The following is a 24,104-nucleotide window of genomic DNA, read 5'->3' on the forward strand; positions in this document are numbered from 1 at the left end:
ATTCATTGTGAGTCTGTCTGGATTGCTGTACTACCAATACTTATGGTGCTGTACTGGACTCCAGATGAATCAGATACGTCATAGCAGCATCACGATCCGTCGAACACATCTCCAGAACCGGCTGCAGGCTCGCGCAAACTTTCGGCCTGAGCGGCGACGTAAAGATGTTGCACAGATTATTGGCTGAAAGCTGGATACAGCGCGTGTTAGCAGGCTTGCCGTTGGGCATTCCTGGGATCGGGGATGAAATAGAAGGGGCGATACAGCAGGCACCGCAATCGATACGACATTCCATACATGACTCTCTTGATATTGCGGTTCACGGCTCAGCCTAAACGTTTTGCCCAGAGATAGCAAAACTCGCGAATTCCTCTTGCCTGAAAGGCCCGGCACGAGTAGTTTTACGCGATATTTTTTGAACCGTTAAGTCACAGGATTACTGCAATGCCAAGAGCGAATGAAATTAAAAAAGGTATGGTGCTGAATTACAACGGCAAGCTGCTGATTGTGAAAAATATTGATATTCAGTCACCGAGCGCCCGTGGCGCAGCAACGCTGTACAAAATGCGTTTCTCCGACGTGCGTACCGGCCTGAAAGTGGAAGAGCGCTTCAAAGGCGACGATATCGTCGATACCGTGACCCTGACCCGCCGCTTCGTTGACTTCTCTTATGTTGATGGCAACGAGTACGTGTTTATGGATAAAGAAGATTACACGCCGTATACCTTCACCAAAGAGCAGATTGAAGAAGAGCTGCTGTTTATTCCGGAAGGCGGCATGCCTGACATGCAGGTTCTCACCTGGGATGGTCAGCTGCTGGCGCTGGAACTGCCGCAGACCGTGGACCTGGAAATCGTCGAAACGGCACCGGGCATTAAAGGCGCTTCCGCCAGCTCCCGCACCAAACCGGCGACCATGAGCACCGGCCTGGTGATTCAGGTTCCGGAATACCTGACCACCGGCGAGAAAATTCGTATCCATATCGAAGAAAGCCGCTATATGGGTCGCGCCGACTAATTACGCCCGGCGCAGCACAACGCCAATAGCAAAAAGGACAGCCTCAGGCTGTCCTTTTGATTTTCCGGCTGCTGAAATTACAGCAGTTCCGGGTACTTCGTCATCTTCAGTGCCAGCTCAACGCCGCGCACTTCCGCCATCCCTTTCAGACGGCCAATTGCCGAATAACCCGGGTTGGTTTTCTTACGCAGATCGTCCAGCATCTGGTGACCGTGATCCGGACGGAACGGGATCGGACGCAGATCGCCGGCGCGTTTACGGCGCAGCTCTTCGCTCAAAATCGCATTCACCACCGCCACCATGTTGACGTCGCCGGTCAGGTGCGCCGCTTCATGGAAGGTTTTCGGGTTCTCTTCGCGGCAGGTGGAACGCAGATGAGTAAAGTGGATACGGTCGCCAAAGGTTTCGACCATTTTCACCAGGTCGTTATCGGCACGCACGCCGTAAGAACCGGTACACATCGTAAAGCCGTTGTTGATGCTGTCCACGGTCTCTTTCAGCCACTGCATATCTTCGATAGTCGAGACGATACGCGGCAGGCCGAGGATTGGGCGCGGCGGATCGTCCGGGTGCACGGCCAACCGTACGCCGACTTCTTCACACACCGGCACGATGGCCCGCAGGAACACGGCCATGTTATCGCGCAGCTGCGCTTTATTAATATGATCGTATTCCGCCAGACGCGCGCGGAACTGGTCGAGGGTATAGCCCTCTTCAGCACCGGGTAAACCAGCAATGATGTTACGGGTCAGCTTATCAATTTCCGCCGCGCTCATCGCCGCAAACCGGGCCTGCGCCTGGCGCTGCTCTTCTTCGCTATAGTCCGCTTCGGCGCCGGGACGCTTAAGAATATGCAGCTCAAATGCCGCAAAGGCGATTTGGTCAAAACGCAGCGCTTTCGAACCGTCCGGCAGCTGGTATTCCAGATCGGTACGCGTCCAGTCGAGAATCGGCATGAAGTTGTAGCACACTGTATCAATCCCGCAGGCTGCGAGGTTGCGAATGCTCTGCTGGTAGTTGGCAATCCAGGTCGCACACTGCCCGCTATGGGTTTTAATCTCTTCGTGCACCGGAATGCTTTCCACGACTGACCAGGTCAGTCCTTTTTCCGCCAGCAGCGCCTTACGCTGTTGAATTTCTTCAACCGGCCAGACCTGACCGTTAGGAATATGGTGCAGTGCCGTGACTACCCCAGTTGCGCCCGCCTGTCGTACATCATCAAGCGATACCGGATCGTTCGGTCCATACCAACGCCAGGTTTGCTCCATCGCTATGCCCTCTCAAAGTTGTTATACCAATAACCTCAACATCAATGACGACTACCATACAGGCTTATCGTAAAGGATCAATGAATCCCGCTGTATTGATTGATCAAGCTCACACTAAGCGGATAAATACGGCTTACCAATTTAATTTGTTGTCATATAACTTTACACTGACCTTGTTAATCATTGGTTAATCAGGTGTATAAAGAATGACGACTATTGCGACAGCTACGCTGCCAGAAAACGTGCAACTCCCTCAGTATGATCGCAGTCAGCTGCGTTCGCGTATTGTGCACTTTGGTTTTGGCGCCTTTCACCGCGCACACCAGGCCCTGTTAACGGATCGGGTACTCAACGCCGGCGGCGGAGACTGGGGGATCTGTGAAATTAGTCTGTTCAGCGGCGATAAGATAATGAGCCAGCTTCGCCAGCAGGACCACCTGTTCACCGTGCTGGAAAAAGGGGCCGCAGGCAATCAGCCCATTGTCGTGGGCGCAGTTCACGAGTGCCTGAACGCCAAACTAGATTCGCTGCCTGCCATTATTGAGAAATTCTGCGAGCCGCAGGTTGCTATCGTCTCACTGACCATCACCGAGAAAGGTTACTGCATTGACCCTGCCACCGGTTCACTGGATCTGACACAGCCGCGGATTATTCACGATTTGGAAAACCCGACGCTGCCGCAGTCGGTCCCGGGCATTCTGGTCGAAGCGCTGTCACGCCGTCGTGAACGGGGCCTGGCGCCGTTTACGGTTCTCTCCTGCGATAACATTCCTGATAACGGGCACGTCGTTAAAAATGCCGTCCTCGGCATGGCGCAAAAGCGCAGCCCGGAACTGGCACAGTGGATTGCCGGGCACGTCAGCTTCCCCGGCACCATGGTGGACCGTATCGTGCCTGCCGCTACCGACGAGTCGCTGGCTGAAATCCGCGCCGCGCTGGGGGTTGAAGACCCTTGCGCCATCAGCTGTGAGCCGTTTATTCAGTGGGTCGTCGAAGACAACTTCGTTGCCGGTCGCCCGGCGTGGGAAACCGCCGGCGTGCAGATGACCGACAATGTGCTGCCGTGGGAACAGATGAAACTACGGATGCTCAACGGTAGCCATTCGTTCCTGGCTTATCTTGGCTACCTGGCAGGGCATGCGCATATCAGCGACTGTATGCAGGATGAAGTCCTGCGCACCGCCGCTCGCCGCTTAATGCTTGATGAACAGGCGCCGACGCTGACCATCGAGAACGTCGACCTGACGGCCTATGCCGACAGCCTGATCGCCCGTTTTGCTAACCCGGCGCTCAAACATCGCACCTGGCAAATCGCAATGGACGGCAGCCAGAAGCTTCCACAGCGCATGCTGGACGGCATTCGCGTGCACCTCGAGCGTGGCAGTCAGTGGCCGTTACTGGCGCTTGGTGTCGCCGGCTGGATGCGTTACGTCAGCGGCGTGGACGATGCCGGTCAGGCTATTGATGTGCGTGACCCGCTATCTGAGAAGATTCAGGCTCTGGTCGCCGGCAGTCGTGAAGAGGATCGTGTTAGCGCGCTGCTCTCGCTGGAAGAGATCTTTGGCCGCGACCTGCCGCGCAATGCGCAATTTGTCGCAGACATTACTGCCGCCTGGCATCAGCTGTCGATCTCTGGCGCTCGCCAGGCCATCGCTACGGTGGTACAGATTTAACAATTTCTGCTGTTTAGCGGGCAGAATTTTTTTCTGCCCGCGCTTCCTCTTCTCTTTTCGTCATTTTTTCGTCAGGATAGTCGCAACTGTTACAACATTACATTTGTATCCTGGAGAAAATGTGACCAAAACAAACTTGATCACGGGGTTTCTCGGCAGCGGTAAGACGACCTCGATTCTTCATCTGCTGGCCCATAAGCCTGCAGATGAAAAATGGGCCGTGCTGGTTAATGAGTTTGGCGAAGTGGGCATCGATGGGGCCTTACTGGCCGAAAGCGGTGCGCTACTCAAAGAGATCCCCGGTGGCTGCATGTGCTGCGTCAACGGCCTGCCGATGCAGGTTGGGCTGAACACCCTGCTGCGCCAGGGGAAACCGGATCGCCTGCTGATTGAACCTACCGGGCTCGGACACCCGAAACAAATTCTCGATATCCTCACCGCCGCCGTCTACGAACCGTGGATCGATCTGCGCGCCACACTGTGCGTGCTGGACCCACGCCAGCTGTTGGACAGCAAAGTGATGGCGAACGATAACTTCCGCGATCAGCTTGCCGCTGCTGATATCATTATCAGCAATAAAACGGACCGCATAACGGCAGACAGCGAGCAGGCCTTTCAGGCCTGGTGGCAGGAACATGCCGGTGAACGTCTGTATGTCGCGGCGACGCAAGGCAACATCGACCCGGCACTGCTCGACCACGCTCGACGTAATGTTGCCCCGCTGCCAACCAGCGCCGAACATGCGCACAGTCACGGCTCCGCAAAGGGCCTCGGCGCACTCAGCCTGCCCGCCCACCAGCGCTGGCGGCGCAGCCTCAACAGCGGCCAGGGCTATCAGGCCTGCGGCTGGATTTTTGATGCCGATACCACCTTTGATACTATTGGGCTGCTGGAGTGGGCACGTCTGGCGCCGGTTGAACGCGTGAAGGGCGTGTTGCGCATTGCGGAAGGCCTGGTCCGTATCAATCGCCAGGGGCTTGACCTGCATATTGAGACCCAAAACGTGGCGCCGCCGGATAGCCGAATTGAGCTCATTAGCGCTTCCGAGGCCGACTGGAACACGTTGCAAGCCTCTTTGTTGAAACTTCGTTTAAGTTAAGGCGGGTATGTTTTCCGCCGTTTTACACAAATCGCGACCGTTATGTTAAAAAATCGATTACCCCTGATCCTGCTGCTTAACGCCGCCGGTTTCACCCTGTTTTTATCGTGGTATCTGCCTGCGAATCATGGTTTCTGGTTTCCGCTGGACTCCGCGATCTTCCACTTCTTTAACCAGAGTGTGGGGACAAACCACGCCTGGGCCTGGCTGCTGGCGATCATCAATAACCGCGCCTTCGATGGCTGCTCGCTGCTGGCAATGGGCTGCCTGATGCTCAGCTTCTGGCTGAAAGAACAGAGCGCCGGGCGCCGCCGGATCGTTATTATTGGCCTGGTGATGCTGCTTTCCGCAGTGATTATTAATCAGCTGGCGCAGCATTTGATGCCGGTTAAACGCGCCAGCCCTTCCCTGTCGTTCAGCGGAATTGTGAAAGTCAGCGATGTCGTCTCTTTCCCAACCAAAGACGCCTCAAAAGACAGCTTCCCCGGTGACCACGGAATGATGCTGCTGATATTCGCCGCCTTTATGTGGCGCTATTTTGGCCGCCGGGCACTGGCGATTGCACTCGCTATTTTTGTTATTTTCGCCTTCCCGCGGGTGATGATTGGCGCCCACTGGTTTACCGATATTGCCGTGGGCTCATTAACTGCCCTGCTGATTGGCGCCCCCTGGGTTCTGTTGACGCCATTAAGCGATATTCTGGTGGGCTGGTTTGATCGCTCGCTGCCGGGTAAAAAGGGTGAAAATTAACCCGACCGTTACAAATTATTAATATTATCCATAAGGGATCGTTCTCGGTCCCCTTATCGGCTTTCGCCATTTCTTGTCGGTCTTGTCATCTTCGTGTCACATTAATCATCTTACAAATGAAGTAATTGCATATTTTTTACCCACTATTGACGCTATTTTGCGCTTTCCCGATGATTCACTTTTAGACGCAAAAATTCTTATAAGAAATCGCGCAAAACCACTCGCCATCCCCCGTTTGATAGGGTAATCTCGTTCTCGTTTTGCCTTTTCAGCAACATATTCTGGCTCAAAATTAAATTTGTGCGTTATCCCACAAATTTGGATTTAAGGAATTGTCTCATTGCTGGCAGGTATTTAGGCTCTAACACGTTTGGCATTTTTTATAACGACATTGTCGTTAAGGACAACAAGGGAAAACAAACAACATGGTCAAATCTCAGCCGATTTTGAGATATATCTTGCGGGTGGTTCCCGCAATAGCAGTGGCAGTGTTGCTTTCTGCCTGTAGTTCGACAAGTAGTACCGCGAAGAATATGCATTCTGAGACGCATGCTGTGGGTAGTGGCGATTTATCATCACTGCAAGCCTCTCAGGATGAATTTGAAAAGCTGGTCAGCAACTTGAACGTTAAGACCAAGTTGATGGACCAGTATGCCAGCTGGAAAGGCGTGCGTTACCGCCTCGGTGGCAGCACCCGTAAGGGTATTGATTGTTCCGCATTCGTACAGCGTACCTTCCGCGAACAATTTGGCCTGGAACTGCCGCGCTCAACCTCTGAGCAGCAAGATTCCGGCAAGTCGATTTCTCGTTCTCAGCTGCGCACCGGTGATTTAGTGCTGTTCCGCGCAGGGTCTACGGGTCGTCATGTGGGTATTTATATCGGTAACGATCAGTTCGTACATGCTTCCACCAGCAGCGGTGTGACCATCTCCAGCATGAACGAACCTTACTGGAAAAAGCGCTATAACGAAGCGCGTCGAGTTCTGAGCCGCTCGTAATCTCTTCTGCCGTCAGTTACCCTTGGCTGACGTTCAGATAAAAAAACACTGCTGTGGCAGTGTTTTTTTTTGCCCATTTACCTGTAAACGCCGCAATATAGGCTATCTCTATTTAGTGACGATAGAAAAAGCATGTTGTATACCCAAAATAATTTGAGTTGCTTGTCGGCGGCAAGGCCGTAAACCCCCAGGAGCCTACTCAGGTAAGTGACTGGGGTGCGCGGGTGCAGCCAACACCCAGGTAACTTGAAGTATGACGGGTATATCACCCATTAGCGTAACTTATTAACACGGACAGACTACAGGCTATGCTTACCCGTTATCTATCGCCCCGACGGAATATCTGGCTGACCAGCATACTCATTGGAATCATCGCCGCCCTGCTCGTCGGTAGTATCCAGTTTATGGCGATCTACCACAGTCGATCTGAGCGCTTTGACAGCGTCATCGATAACATCAGCGTCTTTCTGACGAGTTATTTTCACGACCTCAACAAGACCATGGTCGAGCTGCAGCCGCTGGTTGACCAGAACTGTGAAAATATCGCCTCCGGGTTGACCGCCAAGGCGGCCTTCAGCCCAAACGTTCGCGCTTTTCTGCTGGTCAAAGATGGCAGGGCCTTCTGTTCTTCCGCCACCGGGCCGATGGACACACCGCTGACGCAGCTTATTCCCAGACTGGACCTCAGTAAAGCGGTCGACATGCAGCTCCTGCCTGGGACGCCCATGATGCCGAAAAGTGCCGCTCTGGCTCTGTGGATACGTAGCCCGCACGGCGGAAAGGATGGCGTATTCGTCTCCGTCAATACCAATCTGCTACCCTATTTTCTCTATACCGCCCGCCAGGATGATTTCAGCGGTATTGCACTGGTCGTGAATAATCTTGCCCTGACCACCTTTAACAACCGCCTCGTTGACCCGCAGACCATGTCAACGCAACCCATTCGCCAGTTGGAAATTAAAGGCCTGCCGCTGAAGGTCTATCTCTATGCCAACAGCTGGCTGTCGGAGAATATGCAGTTCTCCCTCCTGCTGGGGATGGTTAGCGGCCTGCTGGCGGGGCTGATTGGTTACTACATTCTCACGTTGCGCTCCGACCCACGAAAAGAGCTACAGACGGCGATTAACAAAAACCAGTTTTACATTGTTTACCAGCCGGTGGTAAAAGCCGATACCCTGCATATCAGCGGCGTCGAAGTGCTGATGCGCTGGCGACATCCTATAGGCGGAGAGATCCCTCCGGACGTATTTATTAACCTCGCCGAAACCCAGCAAATGATCGTCCCGCTCACCCATCATCTGTTCTCATTGATCGCCCGTGATGCGCCAACGCTGAAAACGATCCTGCCGGCAGGCACTAAGCTTGGGCTTAATATCTCCCCTGCCCACCTCCATGCCGATGGTTTTCAGGACGATATCCGCCAGTTTGCCGCCGCCATGCCCGCCAACCACTTCAATGTGGTGCTCGAAATTACCGAACGGGCGATGATCGATAAAAACAAATCGCTGGCGATCTTTGACTGGCTCCATGAGCAGGGCTTTGAAATTGCGATCGATGACTTTGGTACCGGGCACAGCGCGCTGATCTATCTTGAGCGTTATAACTTTGACTACCTGAAAATCGACCGTGGTTTTGTGCAGGCTATCGGGACCGAAACCGTCACCTCGCCGGTGCTGGACGCCGTCCTGACCCTGAGCAGGCGCCTGAAGCTCCTGACCGTGGCTGAAGGGGTCGAAACGCCTGAACAAGCCGAGTGGCTCCGCAAGCAGGGGGTTCACTACCTGCAAGGCTACTGGCTGAGCCGCCCGATCTCGCTGGAAATGCTGCTGGAAGCGCATGACGAACCGGCAAAATATTTTGCCAACCGCTAGCCTTCCCTTATGATGCCACTCTGCAGGCAGGCCACCATCAGGCCTGCTCACAAAGGATAAGAATCTGGTTATGTTTGTCCGCGTCTGCCTGGTATTCCTGACCCTGCTGAGCCTGAACAGCCAGGCGCAAACTATTCAAGAGAGCCGCACGCTCTCGATCATTGGTGAACCGAAGTACCGCGACGATTTTAGCCACTTTGATTACGCTAACCCCGCGGCACCGAAGGGAGGGACTATCGTCAATGCCGCTATCGGCACCTTCGACAATTTCAACCGCTACGCGCTACGCGGTAACCCAGGTGTTCGCACCGAGGCCCTTTACGATACGCTGTTCACCACTTCCGACGACGAACCCGGCAGCTATTACCCGCTCATTGCAGAACGCGCCCGCTACGCCGATGATTTCTCGTGGATGGAGGTCATCCTCAATCCCCGCGCCCGTTTTCATGATGGCAGCCCAATCACCGCCAGCGATGTCGCCTTTACCTTCCACAAATTTATGACCGAAGGGGTGCCGCAGTTTCGCTTGTTCTACAAGGGGACGACCGTCGAGGCAATTGCCCCGCGCACCGTGCGCATCACGCTCGGGCAGCCCGGAAAAGAAAACATGCTCGGCCTGCTGACCCTGCCGGTGATGCCGGAGGCGTTCTGGCGTCAGCATAAGCTCAGCGATCCGCTCTCCACGCCGCCGCTCGCCAGCGGCCCGTACCGCATTACCGACTGGCGGATGGGGCAATACATCGTCTACTCGCGGGTCAAAGACTACTGGGCGGCCGATCTCCCGGTGAACCGCGGGCGCTGGAATTTTGACACTCTACGCTATGACTATTATCTCGACGACAACGTCGCTTTTGAGGCCTTTAAGGCCGGAGCCGTCGACCGTCGCGAAGAGGCCGTCGCCAGAAACTGGGCCACCCGTTACGTCGGGCGCAACTTTACCCAGGGCTATATCGTCAAAGATACCTACCAGAATACCTCGGCGCAGGATACCCAATGGCTGGCGTTTAATATCCAGCGCCCGGTCTTCAGCGACCGCCGGGTTCGCCAGGCGGTGACCCTCGCCTTCGATTTCGAATGGATGAACAAGGCATTGTTTTATAGTGCCTACAGCCGCAGCGACAGCTACTTCCAGAATACCGAATACGCGGCCCGTCGGCTGCCTGACGCCGAAGAGCTTGCCCTGCTGACGCCGATGAAAAAAGCGTTGCCGCCGGAGGTCTTCACCACCGTTTACCAACCACCGCGCTCCAGCGGCGATGGGTTCGACCGGGCCAACCTGCTGCAGGCGGATGCCCTGCTGAACCAGGCCGGATGGGTCGTGAAAAACCAGCGGCGGGTCAATGTGGTCACCGGTAAACCGCTGCGCTTCGAACTGCTGCTCTCCTCCGGCAGCAACGACCGCTGGGTGCTGCCGTTCCGGCATAACCTCCAGCGCCTGGGGATCACCATGGATATTCGCCAGGTTGATAATTCGCAGTACACTAACCGTCGACGCAGCCGCGATTACGACATGATGCCTAACGTCTGGCGCGCGACGCCCTGGCCCGGCACCGACCTGCAAATTTCCTGGGATTCATCGTATATTCACTCCAGCTACAACGCCCCGGGAGTTCAGAGCCCGCAAGTGGACCAGCTGATTGCGCAGATCATCCGCTGGCAGGGTAATAAGCAGAAGCTGCTGCCGCTGGGACGTGCGCTGGACCGGGTGCTTACCTGGAACTATTACATGCTGCCGATGTGGTATATGGCGCAGGACAGGACGACCTACTGGAATAAGTTCTCGTTCCCGCAGACTCGGCCTGTTTACTCATCAGGGTTTGATAGCTGGTGGTATGACGACAACAAAGCGGCAAAACTGCCCGCGGACAGACGGTAAGAAATCACGATGGGCGCATACCTGATCCGCCGGTTACTGCTGATTGTCCCCACCCTATGGGCGATCATCACGATCAACTTTTTTATTGTGCAAATCGCCCCCGGCGGCCCGGTCGATCAAGCTATTGCCGCTATCGAATTTGGTAATCACGGCGGCTTACCGGGGGCCGGAGAAAGCGGCATGACCGCCAGCCATGCGCGCACCGGCGTCAGCAATATCAGCGAGGGGCATTATCGCGGCGGACGCGGCCTGGACCCGGAGGTGATTGCCGAAATCACCCGCCGCTACGGCTTCGATAAACCGCTCCACGAGCGCTACCTGAAAATGCTCGGTGATTATCTGCGTTTTGATTTTGGCGACAGCCTGTTTCGCAGCGCATCGGTTTTACAGCTGATTAAAAACAGCCTGCCGGTCTCCATCACCCTCGGCCTGTGGAGCACGCTGATTATCTATCTGGTGTCGATCCCGCTAGGGATCCGTAAAGCGGTACATAACGGCAGCCGCTTCGATATCTGGAGCAGCACCCTGATGATAATTGGCTATGCCATCCCGGCGTTTCTGTTCGCCATTGTGCTGATCGTGGTCTTCGCCGGCGGCAGTTATTTCGATCTCTTCCCGCTGCGCGGGCTGGTGTCGGCCAACTTCGACAGCCTGTCGTGGTACCAGAAGATCCTCGATTATCTGTGGCATATTACGCTGCCGGTGCTGGCAACGGTCATCGGCGGTTTTGCGGCGCTGACCATGCTGACCAAAAACAGTTTTCTGGATGAGATCCGCAAGCAGTATGTCGTCACCGCCCGGGCCAAAGGGGTCAGCGAGAAGCGCATTCTATGGGGCCACGTGTTCCGCAACGCCATGCTGCTGGTGATAGCCGGCTTCCCGGCGATGTTTATCAGTATGTTCTTTACCGGCTCGCTGCTGATTGAGGTAATGTTCTCCCTCAATGGTCTGGGGCTGCTGGGCTACGAAGCGACCGTCTCCCGTGATTATCCGGTGATGTTCGGGACGCTGTACATATTTACGCTCATCGGCCTGCTGCTGAATATTGTCAGCGATATCTGCTATACGCTGGTCGATCCCCGCATTGATTTTGAGGGCCGCTGATGTCCTTTCTGACTCCTGCTAATCAGGCCCGCTGGGCGCGCTTTCGCCAGCATCGTCGCGGCTACGTCTCGCTGTGGCTGTTTTTATTGCTGTTTGTCTGTAGCCTCTGCGCGGAGCTGATTGCCAACGACCGCCCCCTGCTGGTGCAGTATCGCGGCAGCCTGTACGTACCGGCTCTCAAAAATTACAGCGAAACCACCTTTGGCGGCCCTTTCGCCACCGCCGCTGACTATCAGGACCCGTGGCTGCAACGCCAGTTGCATGACAACGGCTGGGTCCTCTGGGCGCCGGTCCATTTTGGCGCTACCACCATCAACTTCGCTACCGATGCCCCCTTCCCTTCACCGCCTTCCGCACGCAACTGGCTGGGGACCGATGCCAACGGTGGCGATGTGCTGGCCAGGATTTTATACGGCACGCGGATCTCGTTGCTGTTCGGCCTGATGCTGACCTTATTCTCCAGCGTGCTGGGGGTGCTGGCAGGCGCGATACAGGGCTACTACGGCGGAAAAATAGACCTTTGGGGGCAGCGATTTATTGAAGTGTGGTCGGGGATGCCAACCCTGTTCCTGATTATTTTACTCTCCAGTGTGGTACAGCCGGGCTTTTGGTGGCTGCTGGCCATTACCGTACTGTTTGGCTGGATGACGCTGGTTGGCGTCGTGCGCGCAGAGTTTCTGCGTACCCGCAACTATGACTACATCCGTGCCGCCCAGGCGCTGGGGGTCAGCGATCGCCATATCATCTGGCGCCACATGCTGCCCAACGCGCTGGTGGCGACCCTGACCTTCCTGCCGTTTATCCTGTGCAGCTCCATCACCACCCTGACGTCGCTGGATTTTCTCGGCTTCGGCCTGCCGTTGGGCTCGCCTTCGCTGGGGGAACTGCTGCTGCAAGGCAAAAACAATCTGCAAGCGCCGTGGCTGGGCATCGCCGCGTTTCTATCGGTGGCGGTGCTATTAACGTTATTAATTTTCATTGGTGAAGCCGTCCGCGACGCCTTCGATCCCGGTAAGGCGGTATAACATGACCCAGCCGTTGTTAGAGATCGACCACCTGTCTATCGCCTTTCACCAACAAGGGAACACCAACGTTGTCGTCAGCGACCTCTCGCTACAGATTGCCGCCGGTGAAACCCTGGCGCTGGTCGGCGAATCCGGCTCCGGTAAAAGTGTCTCCGCCTTGTCGGTGCTGCGTCTGCTTCCCGCTCCACCGGTCAGCTATCCTGGGGGTGACATTCGCTTTCACGGGCAATCGCTGCTGCACGCCGATGAACGTACCCTGAGTCAGGTCCGTGGCAACCGTATTGCGATGATTTTCCAGGAGCCGATGGTGTCGCTCAATCCGCTGCACACCCTGGAAAAACAGCTCTATGAAGTGCTGTCTCTGCATCGCGGGATGCGTAAAGAAGCGGCCCGGGGAGAGATCCTCAGTTGTCTCGAGCGAGTGGGGATCCGCCAGCCTCTGCGTCGGCTGGCCGACTACCCGCATCAGCTTTCCGGCGGCGAACGCCAGCGGGTGATGATTGCCATGGCGCTGCTTACCCGCCCGGAGCTGTTGATTGCCGACGAGCCAACCACCGCGCTGGACGTGTCAGTGCAGGCGCAAATTCTGCAGCTGCTGCGTGAGCTGAAAAACGAACTCAATATGGGCCTGCTGTTTATTACCCATAACTTAAGCATTGTCCGTCAGCTGGCCGACCGCGTCGCGGTGATGCAGCACGGGCGCTGCGTCGAACAGAACGACTGCCCCAGCCTGTTTGCCGCCCCTGCGCATCCGTATACCCAGCGTCTGCTGGACAGCGAACCTTCCGGTCGTCCGGTACCGCTGTCCGCCGACGCGCCGCTTCTGCTTCAGGCCAACGATCTGAGCGTCGCGTTCCCGGTGCGCAAAGGGCTCCTGCGTCGGGTGGTCGATCATAACCGGGTAGTTAACGCACTCAACTTCCAGCTGCGGGCTGGAGAGACGCTCGGACTGGTGGGTGAATCCGGCTCAGGGAAAAGCACCACCGGCCTGGCGCTGCTGCGTCTGATAGCCTCCGAAGGAAGTATCGTTTTCGCGGGTGAGACCTTACAGGGGCGCACTCGGCGGCAGATGCTGCCGTTACGTCGGCGAATGCAGATCGTCTTCCAGGACCCTAACTCATCGCTGAATCCCCGGTTGAACATATTACAGATTATTGAGGAAGGACTGCGCGTCCACCAGCCAACGTTAAGCGCCAACGCGCGTGAGCAGGCGGTGGTACAGGCGATGCAGGAGGTCGGGCTCGATCCTCTCACGCGTTTTCGCTACCCCGCCGAGTTTTCCGGCGGCCAGCGTCAGCGTATTGCTATTGCCCGGGCGCTGATTGTGAAACCCCAGCTTATCGTGCTGGATGAACCGACCTCATCACTGGACAAGACCGTACAAGCGCAAATTCTGGCCTTGCTGAAAGCATTACAGCAAAAGCACCGGCTGGCCTATATTTTTATCAGCCACGATTTGCGCGTCGTGCGGACGTTATGTCATCAGGTGATGGTGCTCAGGCATGGGGAGGTTGTCGAGCAAGGAGAGTGCGAACGCGTGTTTACTGCTCCGCAGCAGGCGTATACCCGCCAGCTTCTGGCGCTGGGCTGACGGTCAGAATGGGTTGTTACCAGAGAAAGGTTCCGCGATCGCCACGCCGAAATTTTTCAGCCGACAGGTTGCCGCAAACTCGTCCTGCAGATTCACAAACAGGCACGGCTCACCTTCACACTCTACGATGGAACAATCGACTTCGATATCACTGAGCGCCTGGCTGAGCTTATGCATAACCGGCCATGCCTTCTCGCCATCCGGGCTGAGCAGCTTCAACGCGACGAGGCTGTTTTCGCTCTGCGCGCCGTTTTGCGGAATCGGTTCAACTCTTGAACCCGCAAAACCGGCGAGCCAACGATAGCTCTGCGGCAGACGGTGTACGATAGAGAGTTGCTGTGTATTCACTTAGTTTCCCCGGAAGCAAAATGCTTCACAATAAATTTACATCAATCTTAACACATTGTTGACAAATAGTCCTGCATCCGCCTGGAAAACGTTTACACCTGCATCACGCCAGGGCTAACGACTTATAATCCAGAACTTTATAGTTTCGCTGCGGAAACAGATCGGGGCTATATGTACCCGTTTCTGTGATCTAAAACAACTTTTTTATCGCAACAATGCGACTTTTTACACTAATTGATTTTACATAAAAGAAACAAATTACAGAAGAATGAAGCTCATCGTGATTGATGTGCATCAAAAAAGGGGCGGAAATCGCCCCTTCTGGAAGGAATGTTAAGAAATACTAATGAGCAGTTTTTCTCCGCCGGCTGGCGTAGAGATAGAACAGGATGGAGCAGCTGGCGCAAAACGCGATGGAAATGAGCATTGGCCAGGCGGTGGTAAAGGTCGCCATCGACAGCAGCGCCCCCATAATTGCCCCGATACCAAAACGGAAGGTCCCGGCCAGCGAAGAGGCGGTACCCGCCATATGCGGAAACTCATCGAGAATCACCGCCATGGCGTTAGATGAAACCATCGATACGCAGCCGACAAACGCCGCAACGCCCAGCACCAGCGCCCAGAAGCCAACCCCGAGCAGCGCGCAGACCACCATCCAGACAGCCATCAAAAACTGGATCCACAGCCCGGCCCGGAACATATTCACCGCCCCGACCCGCCGGACAAAACGGCTGTTAATAATGGTCATGATGAACAGGAAGACGATATTCAGGGCAAAATAGTAACCAAAGTGCTGCGGCGAAACGTGGTTAATATTGATGTACACAAACGGACCGGCGCTGAGGAACGAGAACATCCCGGCAAAACTGAAGCCGCTCGCCAGCATATAGCTCAACACCCGTTTATGGCGGAACAAGGTGGCGAAATTACCCAGCGTGGTGCGTAGACGAAACTTTTGCCGCCGTTCAACCGGCAGCGTTTCGCTGATGAAAAAGGCGATCATCGCAGAGGCCAGCAGCGCCGCCACGGCGAGGATCCAGAAAATAGCATGCCAGCTGAACCACACCAGCACGGCGCCACCCACCATCGGCGCCACCAGCGGTGCAATCGTTGTCACCAGCATGACGAATGACATCATTCGCGAAAACTCTTCTTTCGGGTAGATGTCACGCATCAGGGCGTTGATCACCACGCTCGCCGCCGCGGCCGCCAGGCCGTGGAAAAAGCGCATGGTAATCAACATTTCGATGGTCTGTGATAATGCACAGGCCACCGCCGCTGCGGCAAAAATCAGCGTTCCCCCGAGGATCACCGGCTTACGGCCGATGCTGTCTGCCATCGGACCGTACAGTAGCTGGCCTAGCGCGAAGCCCAGAATATAGGTACTGAGCGTCATCTGCGCACTGCCGTCCGGCACGTTAAACTGTGCTGATATCACCGGCAACGCCGGGAGATACATATCAATAGACAGTGGCATCAACATGGCCAGCAGGCCAAGAATAAACACAATCCCCAGTGAAGAATTCTGCTTTGCCGTCACGCTTTACTCCGTGTTTGTGGGAGGCCCACGCTGGCGATCTCGGCTTCCGTCAACGGGCGATATTCGCCTGGTTCCAGATCCTCATCCAGCATAATGTCACCAATACGTTCACGATGTAGACCGATCACGCGGTTACCCACCGCCGCGAACATTCTTTTCACTTGATGATAACGCCCTTCACTAATCGTCAAGCGGACTTCCGTTGGCGTCAGCACTTCCAGGACCGCCGGCTTGGTCAGGCTTTTTTCATTGTGCAACTGAACGCCGTGGGCAAACTGCTCCGCCGTCTGATCATCCACCGGGTTTTCCAGCTGCACCAGATAGGTTTTCTCGCAGTGATGACGCGGAGAAGTAATGCGATGGGACCACTGCCCGTCGTCGGTCATCAGCACCAGCCCGGTAGTATCGATATCCAGTCGGCCTGCGGCATGCAGCTTGTACGCCACCGGAACATCGAGGAAATAGAGGACCGTAGGATGATCGGGGTCATCCGTGGAGCAGACGTATCCCTGCGGCTTGTTGAGCATAAAGTAGCGCGGGCCGTTCTGCTGAGTCAGGGTGTTACCGTCAAATTCCACGTCGTGCTCCGGCAGGAGCTTGAACGACGCATCTTTGACGATCTCGCCATCCACAAGAACGCGGCTGCTGCGGATTTCACGCCCGGCAATAGCCCGACTGACGCCAAGTTGCTGAGCGATAAACTTATCAAGTCGCATGAGATTTTTTTAGCCTGTAATAATGCTGGAGCGGGCAAACGCCCGAAAAAGAAGAAATTCACTGGCTAGTATAACGGGCTCTTAACGCCACTCAAGGGAAAAAATTCGTGGCATACTGTCGGCGACTCCTCTTTGCCAACTGATTAATGCCCGAAACACCATGACTTTTACACTACGCCCCTATCAAAAAGAGGCGGTCGACGCCACGCTAGCCTGGTTTCGTCGCCACCATGAACCTGCCGCCATCGTCCTGCCAACCGGCGCCGGCAAAAGCCTGGTTATCGCCGAACTGGCACGCCTTGCGCGGGGGCGCGTATTGGTGCTGGCGCACGTTAAAGAGCTGGTGGCGCAAAACCACGCCAAGTATTGCGCCCTCGGGCTGGAGGCGGATATTTTTGCCGCCGGACTGAAACGTAAAGAGAGTCGCGGCAAAGTGGTCTTCGGCAGCGTGCAATCGGTAGCACGCAATCTCGATAGCTTTCAGAGTGAATTTTCCCTGCTGATTGTCGATGAATGCCACCGCATCAGCGATGACGATGACAGCCAGTATCAGCAAATTATCAGCCATTTGCAGCAGGTCAATCCGCAGCTGCGCCTGCTCGGGCTAACCGCCACGCCGTTCCGGCTCGGCAAAGGCTGGATCTACCAGTTTCATTATCATGGCATGGTGCGCGGTGACAAAAAGGCGCTGTTTCGCGACTGTATCTACGAACTGCCGCTGCGCTACATGATAAAGCACGGTTTTCTGACGCCCCCGGAACGCCTGGATATGCCGGTGGTGCAGTATGATTTCAGCCGCCTGCTACCGCAGAGTAACGGTCTGTTTAGTGAAGCAGACCTCAACCTGGAGCTAAAAAAACAGCAGCGCATTACGCCGCACATTATCAGCCAGATCGTGGAGTTTGCCCAAACGCGTAAAGGGGTGATGATTTTCGCCTCCACCGTCGAACATGCGCGGGAAATTACCGGCCTGCTGCCCGCTGGTGAAGCGGAGCTGATTACCGGTGAGACGCCGGGCCAGCAGCGCGATCGCATTATCGAGGCGTTTAAGGCGCAGGAGTACCGCTATCTGGTCAACGTGGCGGTCCTCACCACCGGGTTTGATGCACCGCATGTCGATCTGATCGCCATTCTGCGCCCTACCGAATCGGTGAGCCTGTATCAGCAGATTGTTGGCCGTGGGCTGCGCCTGGCTCCGGGTAAAACCGACTGTCTCATCCTCGATTATGCCGGAAACCCCCATGACCTCTACGCACCGGAAGTCGGCACGCCAAAAGGCAAAAGCGATAACGTTCCGGTGCAGGTCTTCTGCCCGGCCTGCGGTTTCGCCAATACTTTCTGGGGAAAAACCACCGCCGACGGTACGCTAATCGAACATTTTGGCCGTCGCTGCCAGGGTTGGTTTGACGATGATGAAGGCCATCGTGAGCAGTGTGATTTTCGCTTTCGCTTTAAAAACTGCCCACAGTGTAATGCGGAGAATGATATTGCCGCCCGCCGCTGCCGCGAGTGCGACACGATCCTGGTGGATCCCGACGATATGCTGAAGGCGGCGCTGAAGCTTAAAGACGCGCTGGTCTTACGCTGTAGCGGTATGGACCTGCAGCACGGCGCCGACGACAAAGGTCCGTGGCTGAAAATCACCTATTACGATGAAGACGGCGCCGACGTCAGCGAACGCTTCCGCCTGCAAACGCCGGCCCAGCGTACCGCGTTTGAGCAGCTGTTTATCCGCCCGCATACCCGCACGCCTGGTATTCCGCTGCGCTGGATAACGCCTGCCGATATTCTCGCCCAGCAGCCGCTGCTGCGCCATCCGGACTTCGTGGTCGCCCGCATGAAAGGGCAATACTGGCAGGTACGGGAAAAAGTCTTCGACTATCAGGGCCGTTTCCGCCGGGCCGGCGAACTGCGCTAATCCGCTTCGCGACTGAGGTTTTCATTGCCGTTAGCGCCATAGGTGGATATAATGCCGCCCGCTTTTGCATTCGCAAAGCAGATCATCTGCCTGCTGCTGGGTCGCCTGTAGCAGGATTTAAATATAGAGAGACATCAATGTTTACTATCGACGCAGAAGTACGTAAAGAGCAGGGTAAGGGTGCGAGCCGCCGCCTGCGTGCAGCTAACAAATTCCCGGCCATCATTTATGGCGGCGAAGCTACTCCGGTAGCAATCGAGCTGGACCAGGACAAAGTGTGGAACGTTCAGAGCAAAGCTGAGTTCTACGGTGAAGTTCTGACCATCGTTATCGATGGCAAAGAAGAAAAAGTAAAAGTTCAGGCTGTTCAGCGTCACCCGTTCAAGCCGAAACTGACTCACATCGACTTCGTTCGCGCTTAATCGCCGACAATTAAGTTGAGTGGCAAACGCCCCGGTCCGCAAGGTCCGGGGCGTTTTGTTTTATCACGTATTACCCTGCTCCACTGCCAGCAATATTCCGGCATTCAGCGCCAGATGTTGCAGCAGCATGATGGTTTTCGCATCCACGATAATGCCATCGCGGATCGCCTGTAACGCCTGGTCTAACGGCCATTCCAGCACTTCGATATCTTCCCCTTCCGCCGCCAACCCTCCCCCTTCGCCGCAGCGATCGTCTGCCGTGTATTCGGCAATGAAAAAAAAGAGCTTCTCGGTGACCGAGCCCGGGCTCATGTAGGCGGTAAACACCGGCTCGATCCGCGTGACGCGAAAACCGGTCTCCTCTTGCGCTTCAGCGATAATGCGATCTTCTGGTGAGGCATTATCCAGCAGCCCGGCGGCCGCCTCGATCAGCAAGCCATCGTGGCCGTTAATCCATACCGGAAAGCGGAACTGGCGGATCAGCACCACCGTCTGCTTCGCCCGGTTATAAAGCAGGATCACTGCGCCATTGCCGCGATCGTAGGCTTCACGGCTTTGCTCCTGCCAACGGCCATCCCGCCGCAGCAATTCAAAGGTATATTTTTTTAGCGTGTACCAGTTATCGGACAGCAGCGTTTCCTGAACATGACGAACCTGCGGTATCTCACTTTGCATTTTTTTCCCCTGATGAGGTGACAGTCAGCACCATAACATGCAAAATAACGCACAAACAAGATCAAACATGCAGGACAAAACATGCTTGCCAGCCAACGAAAACAGCAGATTTTGCAGATCCTCAACGCCGAGAAACAGGTGATGTCCGGCGAGTTAAGCCAACGTTTTAATGTCTCAGAAGACTCTATCCGACGGGACTTACGCGAACTGGCGGCTGAGGGTAAGCTGCAGCGGGTTCACGGTGGTGCTCTGCCGGTTTCCGCCGCGATTGCCCCAATTGAAACAAGAAGAAACGTGCAAACAGCCTCAAAGCAGGCCATTGCCCGGCAGGCGGCGTCACTGATCCAGCCGGGTCAGGTGGTGATCCTCGATGGTGGCACTACCACCGGATACATGGTCAACTATCTGCCTGCGGATTTAGCCTGCACTATCGTGACCCACAGCCCTGGGATTGCCGTCGCGCTGGTCGACAGACCGCTGATCGAGGTAATTCTTATCGGCGGGAGACTGTTTAAACATTCGGTGGTGACCGTAGGCGCCAGCGCGCTGGAAGGTATCGCGCGCATAAACGCCGATCTGTTTTTCATGGGGGTGACCGGCGTGCATCACCGTGCCGGTTTCACCACCGGCGATTATGAAGAGGCCGGCATCAAGCGAGCGCTGGCGGCACGGGCGGCGGAGACTATCGTGATGGCGTCACAGGAAAAGCTCAATTCAGCATCCGCCTTCGCGATTGGCGAGTTGACCCTGGCGAGTACGCTGATTGTCGACAGCCCGCCAGATGAGGCATTACAGACGCAGCTCACCGAGCACGGGATCGCCACGATCCATGCAGGCACGGAATAGAAAGAGGATAAGCAGGTGAGCAACCCCGGCCGCTGGCCGGGGCTGGTTACGGTCAGTTACCGCCGGAGGTCCGGCGCTGCAGCTGATCGCGCAGGTTTGGCGGCGTGCCTTTGATGGTCAGGGTGTCCGTTGCCGGATCCCAGAACACTCGCTCGCCCAGCAGCATGGCATCGAAGTTGATCGTTAACCCGCCGCCGCTGCCGGCAAACTTGGTTAACTGGCGCAGCGTGCTGCGATCCGCCGGGAAGCTCTCTTCCAGCTCATACCCTTGTTCCGCGGTAAATTCCTGGAAGGTTTTCTCGCTGACGCCGGCAAGCTCTTTCGATAAAGACTCCAGCTCAATCTCTTCACCCGCCTGCAGCTGTTCGTTGCAGTAGGTGTAGACCTGCTGGCGCACGTTCTGCCGCTCGGACTTGTCGAGCTGCGCATCGGAGGCGAAATCATCAATCGCCTGCAGCAGCCCGCGGTTCTGGGCCTTGGCATTAAGCCCCTCGCTGGCACCGAGGAAATCCATAAAGAAATCGGCCACTTTGCGCCCGACCCGGCCCTTCAGGAAGGTCAGGTAGCGGGTCGATTCCGGATTGGTTTCCCATTCGGTTAAATCGATACGCGCCACGATATCGGCATGGTTAATGTCCAGATAATGGGTGGAGCTGATATCCAGATCTTCGTTGACGCGCATGCTGCTTAAGTTATTCAGCACCGCCACCAGCAGATACTCTACCGCCAGATAACGGTACTGGCAGAACAGCACGATACCACCTTCTGCGAAGGGATATTTCGCCAGCTCGTCACGCAGACGACCGGTTGCCGCACGGCTGAACGGCAGAAACGCTTCTTCACCCTGACGCTGCAGGCGAAGGGCTTGCGCCAGTTCACTCTCTTCGTTAAACAGGCCATAGGCCTTATTTTTAGCGCTGTAGACGCGGTGCAGCTCGGCCATCATTTCCACGACCGTCGCGTTGGGCTCCAGCAATGAATCACGCAGCACCAGCTCGAGGTTTTGTTCATCACGCTTGATTAACTGATGCAGGGCAATCTGGTCGATATCCAGACTCATGTTAAACTCTCCTTTTAGACCGGCCGGTATTCAACCACCGCCGGGACGACGACGCAACCGCCGCGTGACTCTTCGACAGCCAGAGACTCGCGATCCTGCGCCCTTTTGCGCCGTGGCGAAAAAATGCGGAAAAAAAGCTGCTGCTACGGTAATATGTTGCCCTTTCACGAACAAACAGATTTCGAATTTATGCCGCAATTATCCCGCTATAGTGATGAACACGTTGAACAGCTGCTCAGTGAGCTGACCAATGTGCTGGAAACACATAAAGCCCCCGTTGACCTTTCACTGATGGTGCTAGGTAATATGGTGACCAACCTGATCAATAGTAGCGTCGCGCCAGCGCAACGTCAGGCTATCGCCCGCTCATTTGCTCAGGCTCTGCAGTCTTCAATTAACGACGACCCGGCGCACTAAGGATAACCAACAACTGATATGGTGACTCACCGTCAGCCCTACCGAGAAAAAATCTCCCAGATGGTCAGCTGGGGGCACTGGTTCGCCTTGTTCAACATGTTGTTGGCCATGGTGCTCGGCAGCCGCTATCTTTTTGTCGCCGACTGGCCAACGACGCTGGGCGGACGTATTTTCTCCTACGTCAGCCTCGTTGGTCACTTCAGTTTTCTGGTTTTCACCAGCTATGTACTGATTCTCTTCCCGCTGACCTTTATCGTCGTCTCTCAGCGATTAATGCGCTTCCTGTCGGCCATTCTGGCGACCATCGGTATGACGCTGTTGCTGATCGACAGCGAAGTCTTCACCCGTTTCCACCTGCATCTTAACCCTATTGTCTGGGAACTGGTCATTAACCCCGACCAGAATGAGATGGCGCGCGACTGGCAGCTGATGTTTATTAGCGTGCCCATTATCTTCTTGCTCGAGATGCTGTTTGCGACCTGGAGCTGGCAGAAGCTACGCAGCCTGACGCGCCGCCGTCGCTATGCCCGGCCTGTCGCCTGGCTGTTCTTTATTTCATTTATCAGCAGCCACCTGATTTATATCTGGGCGGATGCTAACTTCTATCGCCCGATCACCATGCAACGGGCCAACCTGCCGCTCTCCTATCCGATGACGGCCCGTCGTTTCCTTGAGAAACACGGTCTGCTTGATGCCCAGGATTACCAGCGGCGTCTGGTCGAGCAAGGGGCGCCGGAAGCGGTTTCCGTCGAATACCCGCTGAGCAGCCTGCGCTATCGCGACCTCGGCGCCGGCTATAACGTTCTGCTGATTACCGTCGATAACCTGAACTACTCACGGTATGAGAAAAACATGCCGGAACTGGCCAGTTTCGCCAAAGAGAGCGTCAATTTCACGCAGCATATGAGCTCCGGCAATACCACCGATAACGGTATTTTTGGTCTGTTCTATGGGATCTCGCCGGGCTATATGGATGGCGTACTGTCGGCCCGCATCCCGGCGGCGTTGATTACCGCCCTTAACCAACAAGGTTATCAGCTTGGATTGTTCTCCTCTGATGGCTTCAGCAGCCCGCTTTACCGCCAGGCGCTGCTGTCTGATTTCTCCCTGCCGGTCGCTAAAACCCAAAGTGATGAGCAGACGGCAAATCAGTGGATTGGCTGGCTGAACCGCTATGCCCAGGATGAGAATCGCTGGTTCTCATGGATTTCGCTGAATGGTACGACCCTTGAAAATAGCCAGCAGCAAAACTTTGTGCGTCGCTACAGCCGTGCCGCCGGCGATGTTGATAGCCAGATTGGCCGGGTGTTAAGCACCCTGCGCGAGAGCGGAAAACTGGACGATACGGTGGTGATCATCACCGCTGGCCACGGTATGCCGCTGAACCCACAGCACGGTCAGTTTGACTGGTCGCGGGAACAGTTGCAGGTACCGCTGGTGATCCATTGGCCGGGCATTCCGGCGCAGAGCATTGCGACGTTGACCGACAATAAAGATGTGATGACAACGCTGATGCAGCGCCTGCTGCACGTCTCCACGCCGGCCAATGAGTATTCACAGGGTGAAGACCTCTTTAGCCCGGCACGTCGTCGTGCCTGGGTCACGGCCGCCAACAGTGAGACACTGGCCGTCACCTCGAACGACGTCACCGTAGTATTGAACCACAACGGTACCTACAGCACCTGGAACAGCGACGGTAAGAAGATTGACAACCGTAAGCCGCAGCTCAGCCTGCTGCTGCAGATACTCACCGATGAAAAACGCTTCATCGCTAACTGAGTAAGCATTGCGTATTAACCGCCCCTTCCCCGGTGATTATCCCGCCGGGGAAGGGAAATAAATAACCGCCAAAATAGTTCCCAGCGTTTTCCGCACCTCGCCAAAAAGCAA

22 protein-coding genes are annotated in these 24,104 nt (G+C 55.6%); 15 read left to right on the forward strand and 7 right to left on the reverse strand.

Going from position 1 to position 24,104, the window contains the following annotated elements; all coding sequences use genetic code 11:
* Nucleotides 1-40: 40 nt before the first annotated feature.
* Nucleotides 41-295 carry a YkgJ family cysteine cluster protein gene (locus ACMYSO_RS06665; protein WP_434669870.1) on the reverse strand — a complete coding sequence of 85 codons (255 nt, stop codon included), beginning with the start codon at nucleotides 293-295 and terminating at the stop codon, nucleotides 41-43.
* Nucleotides 296-444: 149 nt separating this feature from the next.
* Here ACMYSO_RS06665 and yeiP point away from each other — a divergent pair, with 149 nt between their 5' ends.
* Complete coding sequence (gene yeiP, locus ACMYSO_RS06670) at nucleotides 445-1,017, forward strand: elongation factor P-like protein YeiP (protein ID WP_039079953.1); 573 nt, start codon at nucleotides 445-447, stop codon at nucleotides 1,015-1,017.
* A gap of 77 nt (nucleotides 1,018-1,094) precedes the next feature.
* On the opposite strand, the gene uxuA is transcribed toward yeiP, so the two are convergent.
* The gene (gene uxuA / locus ACMYSO_RS06675) at nucleotides 1,095-2,285 is read right to left on the reverse strand and encodes a mannonate dehydratase (protein WP_123755165.1); all 1,191 of its coding nucleotides are present in this window, start codon (nucleotides 2,283-2,285) and stop codon (nucleotides 1,095-1,097) included.
* A gap of 206 nt (nucleotides 2,286-2,491) precedes the next feature.
* On the opposite strand from uxuA, the gene ACMYSO_RS06680 reads away from it, so the two are divergent.
* The 9 genes from ACMYSO_RS06680 (at nucleotide 2,492) to yejF (ending at nucleotide 14,272) form a co-directional block, all read left to right on the forward strand.
* A complete protein-coding gene (locus ACMYSO_RS06680) occupies nucleotides 2,492-3,958 on the forward strand; it encodes a mannitol dehydrogenase family protein (RefSeq protein ID WP_434669871.1) in 1,467 nt (488 codons plus the stop codon).
* Between the two features lie 121 nt (nucleotides 3,959-4,079).
* Nucleotides 4,080-5,057 (forward strand): CobW family GTP-binding protein, encoded by a 978-nt coding sequence (locus ACMYSO_RS06685; protein ID WP_434669873.1) that lies wholly within the window; start codon nucleotides 4,080-4,082, stop codon nucleotides 5,055-5,057.
* 42 nt (nucleotides 5,058-5,099) lie between these two features.
* Entirely contained in the window at nucleotides 5,100-5,807 is a 708-nt protein-coding gene (locus tag ACMYSO_RS06690; protein WP_434669875.1) for a phosphatase PAP2 family protein, read from the forward strand.
* A gap of 425 nt (nucleotides 5,808-6,232) precedes the next feature.
* Nucleotides 6,233-6,805, forward strand: a complete 573-nt coding sequence (mepS, locus tag ACMYSO_RS06695; RefSeq protein WP_123755169.1) for a bifunctional murein DD-endopeptidase/murein LD-carboxypeptidase — start codon at nucleotides 6,233-6,235, stop codon at nucleotides 6,803-6,805.
* A 308-nt stretch (nucleotides 6,806-7,113) separates the two neighbouring features.
* The gene (locus ACMYSO_RS06700; protein ID WP_434669876.1) at nucleotides 7,114-8,676 is read left to right on the forward strand and encodes a cyclic di-GMP phosphodiesterase; all 1,563 of its coding nucleotides are present in this window, start codon (nucleotides 7,114-7,116) and stop codon (nucleotides 8,674-8,676) included.
* Between the two features lie 70 nt (nucleotides 8,677-8,746).
* Nucleotides 8,747-10,552: an extracellular solute-binding protein gene (locus ACMYSO_RS06705; RefSeq protein WP_434669877.1), complete on the forward strand. Its 1,806-nt coding sequence runs from the start codon at nucleotides 8,747-8,749 to the stop codon at nucleotides 10,550-10,552.
* A gap of 9 nt (nucleotides 10,553-10,561) precedes the next feature.
* On the forward strand, nucleotides 10,562-11,656 hold the full coding sequence (locus tag ACMYSO_RS06710; protein WP_434669878.1) for a microcin C ABC transporter permease YejB: 1,095 nt from the start codon (nucleotides 10,562-10,564) through the stop codon (nucleotides 11,654-11,656).
* Nucleotides 11,656-12,681: a microcin C ABC transporter permease gene (locus ACMYSO_RS06715; RefSeq protein ID WP_434669879.1), complete on the forward strand. Its 1,026-nt coding sequence runs from the start codon at nucleotides 11,656-11,658 to the stop codon at nucleotides 12,679-12,681. The genes ACMYSO_RS06710 and ACMYSO_RS06715 overlap by 1 nt, the downstream gene beginning before the upstream one ends.
* A gap of 1 nt (nucleotide 12,682) precedes the next feature.
* The gene (gene yejF, locus ACMYSO_RS06720) at nucleotides 12,683-14,272 is read left to right on the forward strand and encodes a microcin C ABC transporter ATP-binding protein YejF (RefSeq protein ID WP_434669881.1); all 1,590 of its coding nucleotides are present in this window, start codon (nucleotides 12,683-12,685) and stop codon (nucleotides 14,270-14,272) included.
* Between the two features lie 3 nt (nucleotides 14,273-14,275).
* On the opposite strand, the gene ACMYSO_RS06725 is transcribed toward yejF, so the two are convergent.
* The 3 genes from ACMYSO_RS06725 to rsuA form a co-directional block, all read right to left on the reverse strand.
* Nucleotides 14,276-14,620, reverse strand: a complete 345-nt coding sequence (locus tag ACMYSO_RS06725; protein ID WP_123755175.1) for a YejG family protein — start codon at nucleotides 14,618-14,620, stop codon at nucleotides 14,276-14,278.
* 343 nt (nucleotides 14,621-14,963) lie between these two features.
* A complete protein-coding gene (locus ACMYSO_RS06730) occupies nucleotides 14,964-16,160 on the reverse strand; it encodes a Bcr/CflA family multidrug efflux MFS transporter (RefSeq protein ID WP_434583820.1) in 1,197 nt (398 codons plus the stop codon).
* Nucleotides 16,157-16,876 (reverse strand): 16S rRNA pseudouridine(516) synthase RsuA, encoded by a 720-nt coding sequence (rsuA, locus tag ACMYSO_RS06735; RefSeq protein ID WP_434583818.1) that lies wholly within the window; start codon nucleotides 16,874-16,876, stop codon nucleotides 16,157-16,159. The genes ACMYSO_RS06730 and rsuA overlap by 4 nt, the downstream gene beginning before the upstream one ends.
* A gap of 160 nt (nucleotides 16,877-17,036) precedes the next feature.
* Here rsuA and ACMYSO_RS06740 point away from each other — a divergent pair, with 160 nt between their 5' ends.
* A complete protein-coding gene (locus ACMYSO_RS06740; protein ID WP_434669882.1) occupies nucleotides 17,037-18,794 on the forward strand; it encodes a DEAD/DEAH box helicase in 1,758 nt (585 codons plus the stop codon).
* Between the two features lie 137 nt (nucleotides 18,795-18,931).
* Nucleotides 18,932-19,216 (forward strand): 50S ribosomal protein L25, encoded by a 285-nt coding sequence (gene rplY, locus ACMYSO_RS06745; RefSeq protein ID WP_434583816.1) that lies wholly within the window; start codon nucleotides 18,932-18,934, stop codon nucleotides 19,214-19,216.
* A 63-nt stretch (nucleotides 19,217-19,279) separates the two neighbouring features.
* On the opposite strand, the gene ACMYSO_RS06750 is transcribed toward rplY, so the two are convergent.
* Nucleotides 19,280-19,891 carry an NUDIX domain-containing protein gene (locus ACMYSO_RS06750; RefSeq protein WP_434669884.1) on the reverse strand — a complete coding sequence of 204 codons (612 nt, stop codon included), beginning with the start codon at nucleotides 19,889-19,891 and terminating at the stop codon, nucleotides 19,280-19,282.
* Between the two features lie 81 nt (nucleotides 19,892-19,972).
* On the opposite strand from ACMYSO_RS06750, the gene ACMYSO_RS06755 reads away from it, so the two are divergent.
* Nucleotides 19,973-20,737, forward strand: coding sequence for a DeoR/GlpR family DNA-binding transcription regulator (locus tag ACMYSO_RS06755; RefSeq protein WP_434669885.1), 765 nt, complete (start codon nucleotides 19,973-19,975; stop codon nucleotides 20,735-20,737).
* A 52-nt stretch (nucleotides 20,738-20,789) separates the two neighbouring features.
* On the opposite strand, the gene yejK is transcribed toward ACMYSO_RS06755, so the two are convergent.
* Nucleotides 20,790-21,797, reverse strand: a complete 1,008-nt coding sequence (gene yejK / locus ACMYSO_RS06760) for a nucleoid-associated protein YejK (protein WP_123755182.1) — start codon at nucleotides 21,795-21,797, stop codon at nucleotides 20,790-20,792.
* Between the two features lie 189 nt (nucleotides 21,798-21,986).
* Between yejK and ACMYSO_RS06765 the strand changes: the two genes are divergently transcribed.
* A complete protein-coding gene (locus tag ACMYSO_RS06765; RefSeq protein ID WP_015583825.1) occupies nucleotides 21,987-22,214 on the forward strand; it encodes a YejL family protein in 228 nt (75 codons plus the stop codon).
* A gap of 18 nt (nucleotides 22,215-22,232) precedes the next feature.
* A complete protein-coding gene (gene yejM, locus ACMYSO_RS06770) occupies nucleotides 22,233-23,993 on the forward strand; it encodes an LPS biosynthesis-modulating metalloenzyme YejM (RefSeq protein ID WP_434669887.1) in 1,761 nt (586 codons plus the stop codon).
* Nucleotides 23,994-24,104: the final 111 nt, after the last annotated feature.

This window comes from Klebsiella sp. B345, assembly GCF_051131735.1.
GTDB lineage: Bacteria > Pseudomonadota > Gammaproteobacteria > Enterobacterales > Enterobacteriaceae > Klebsiella.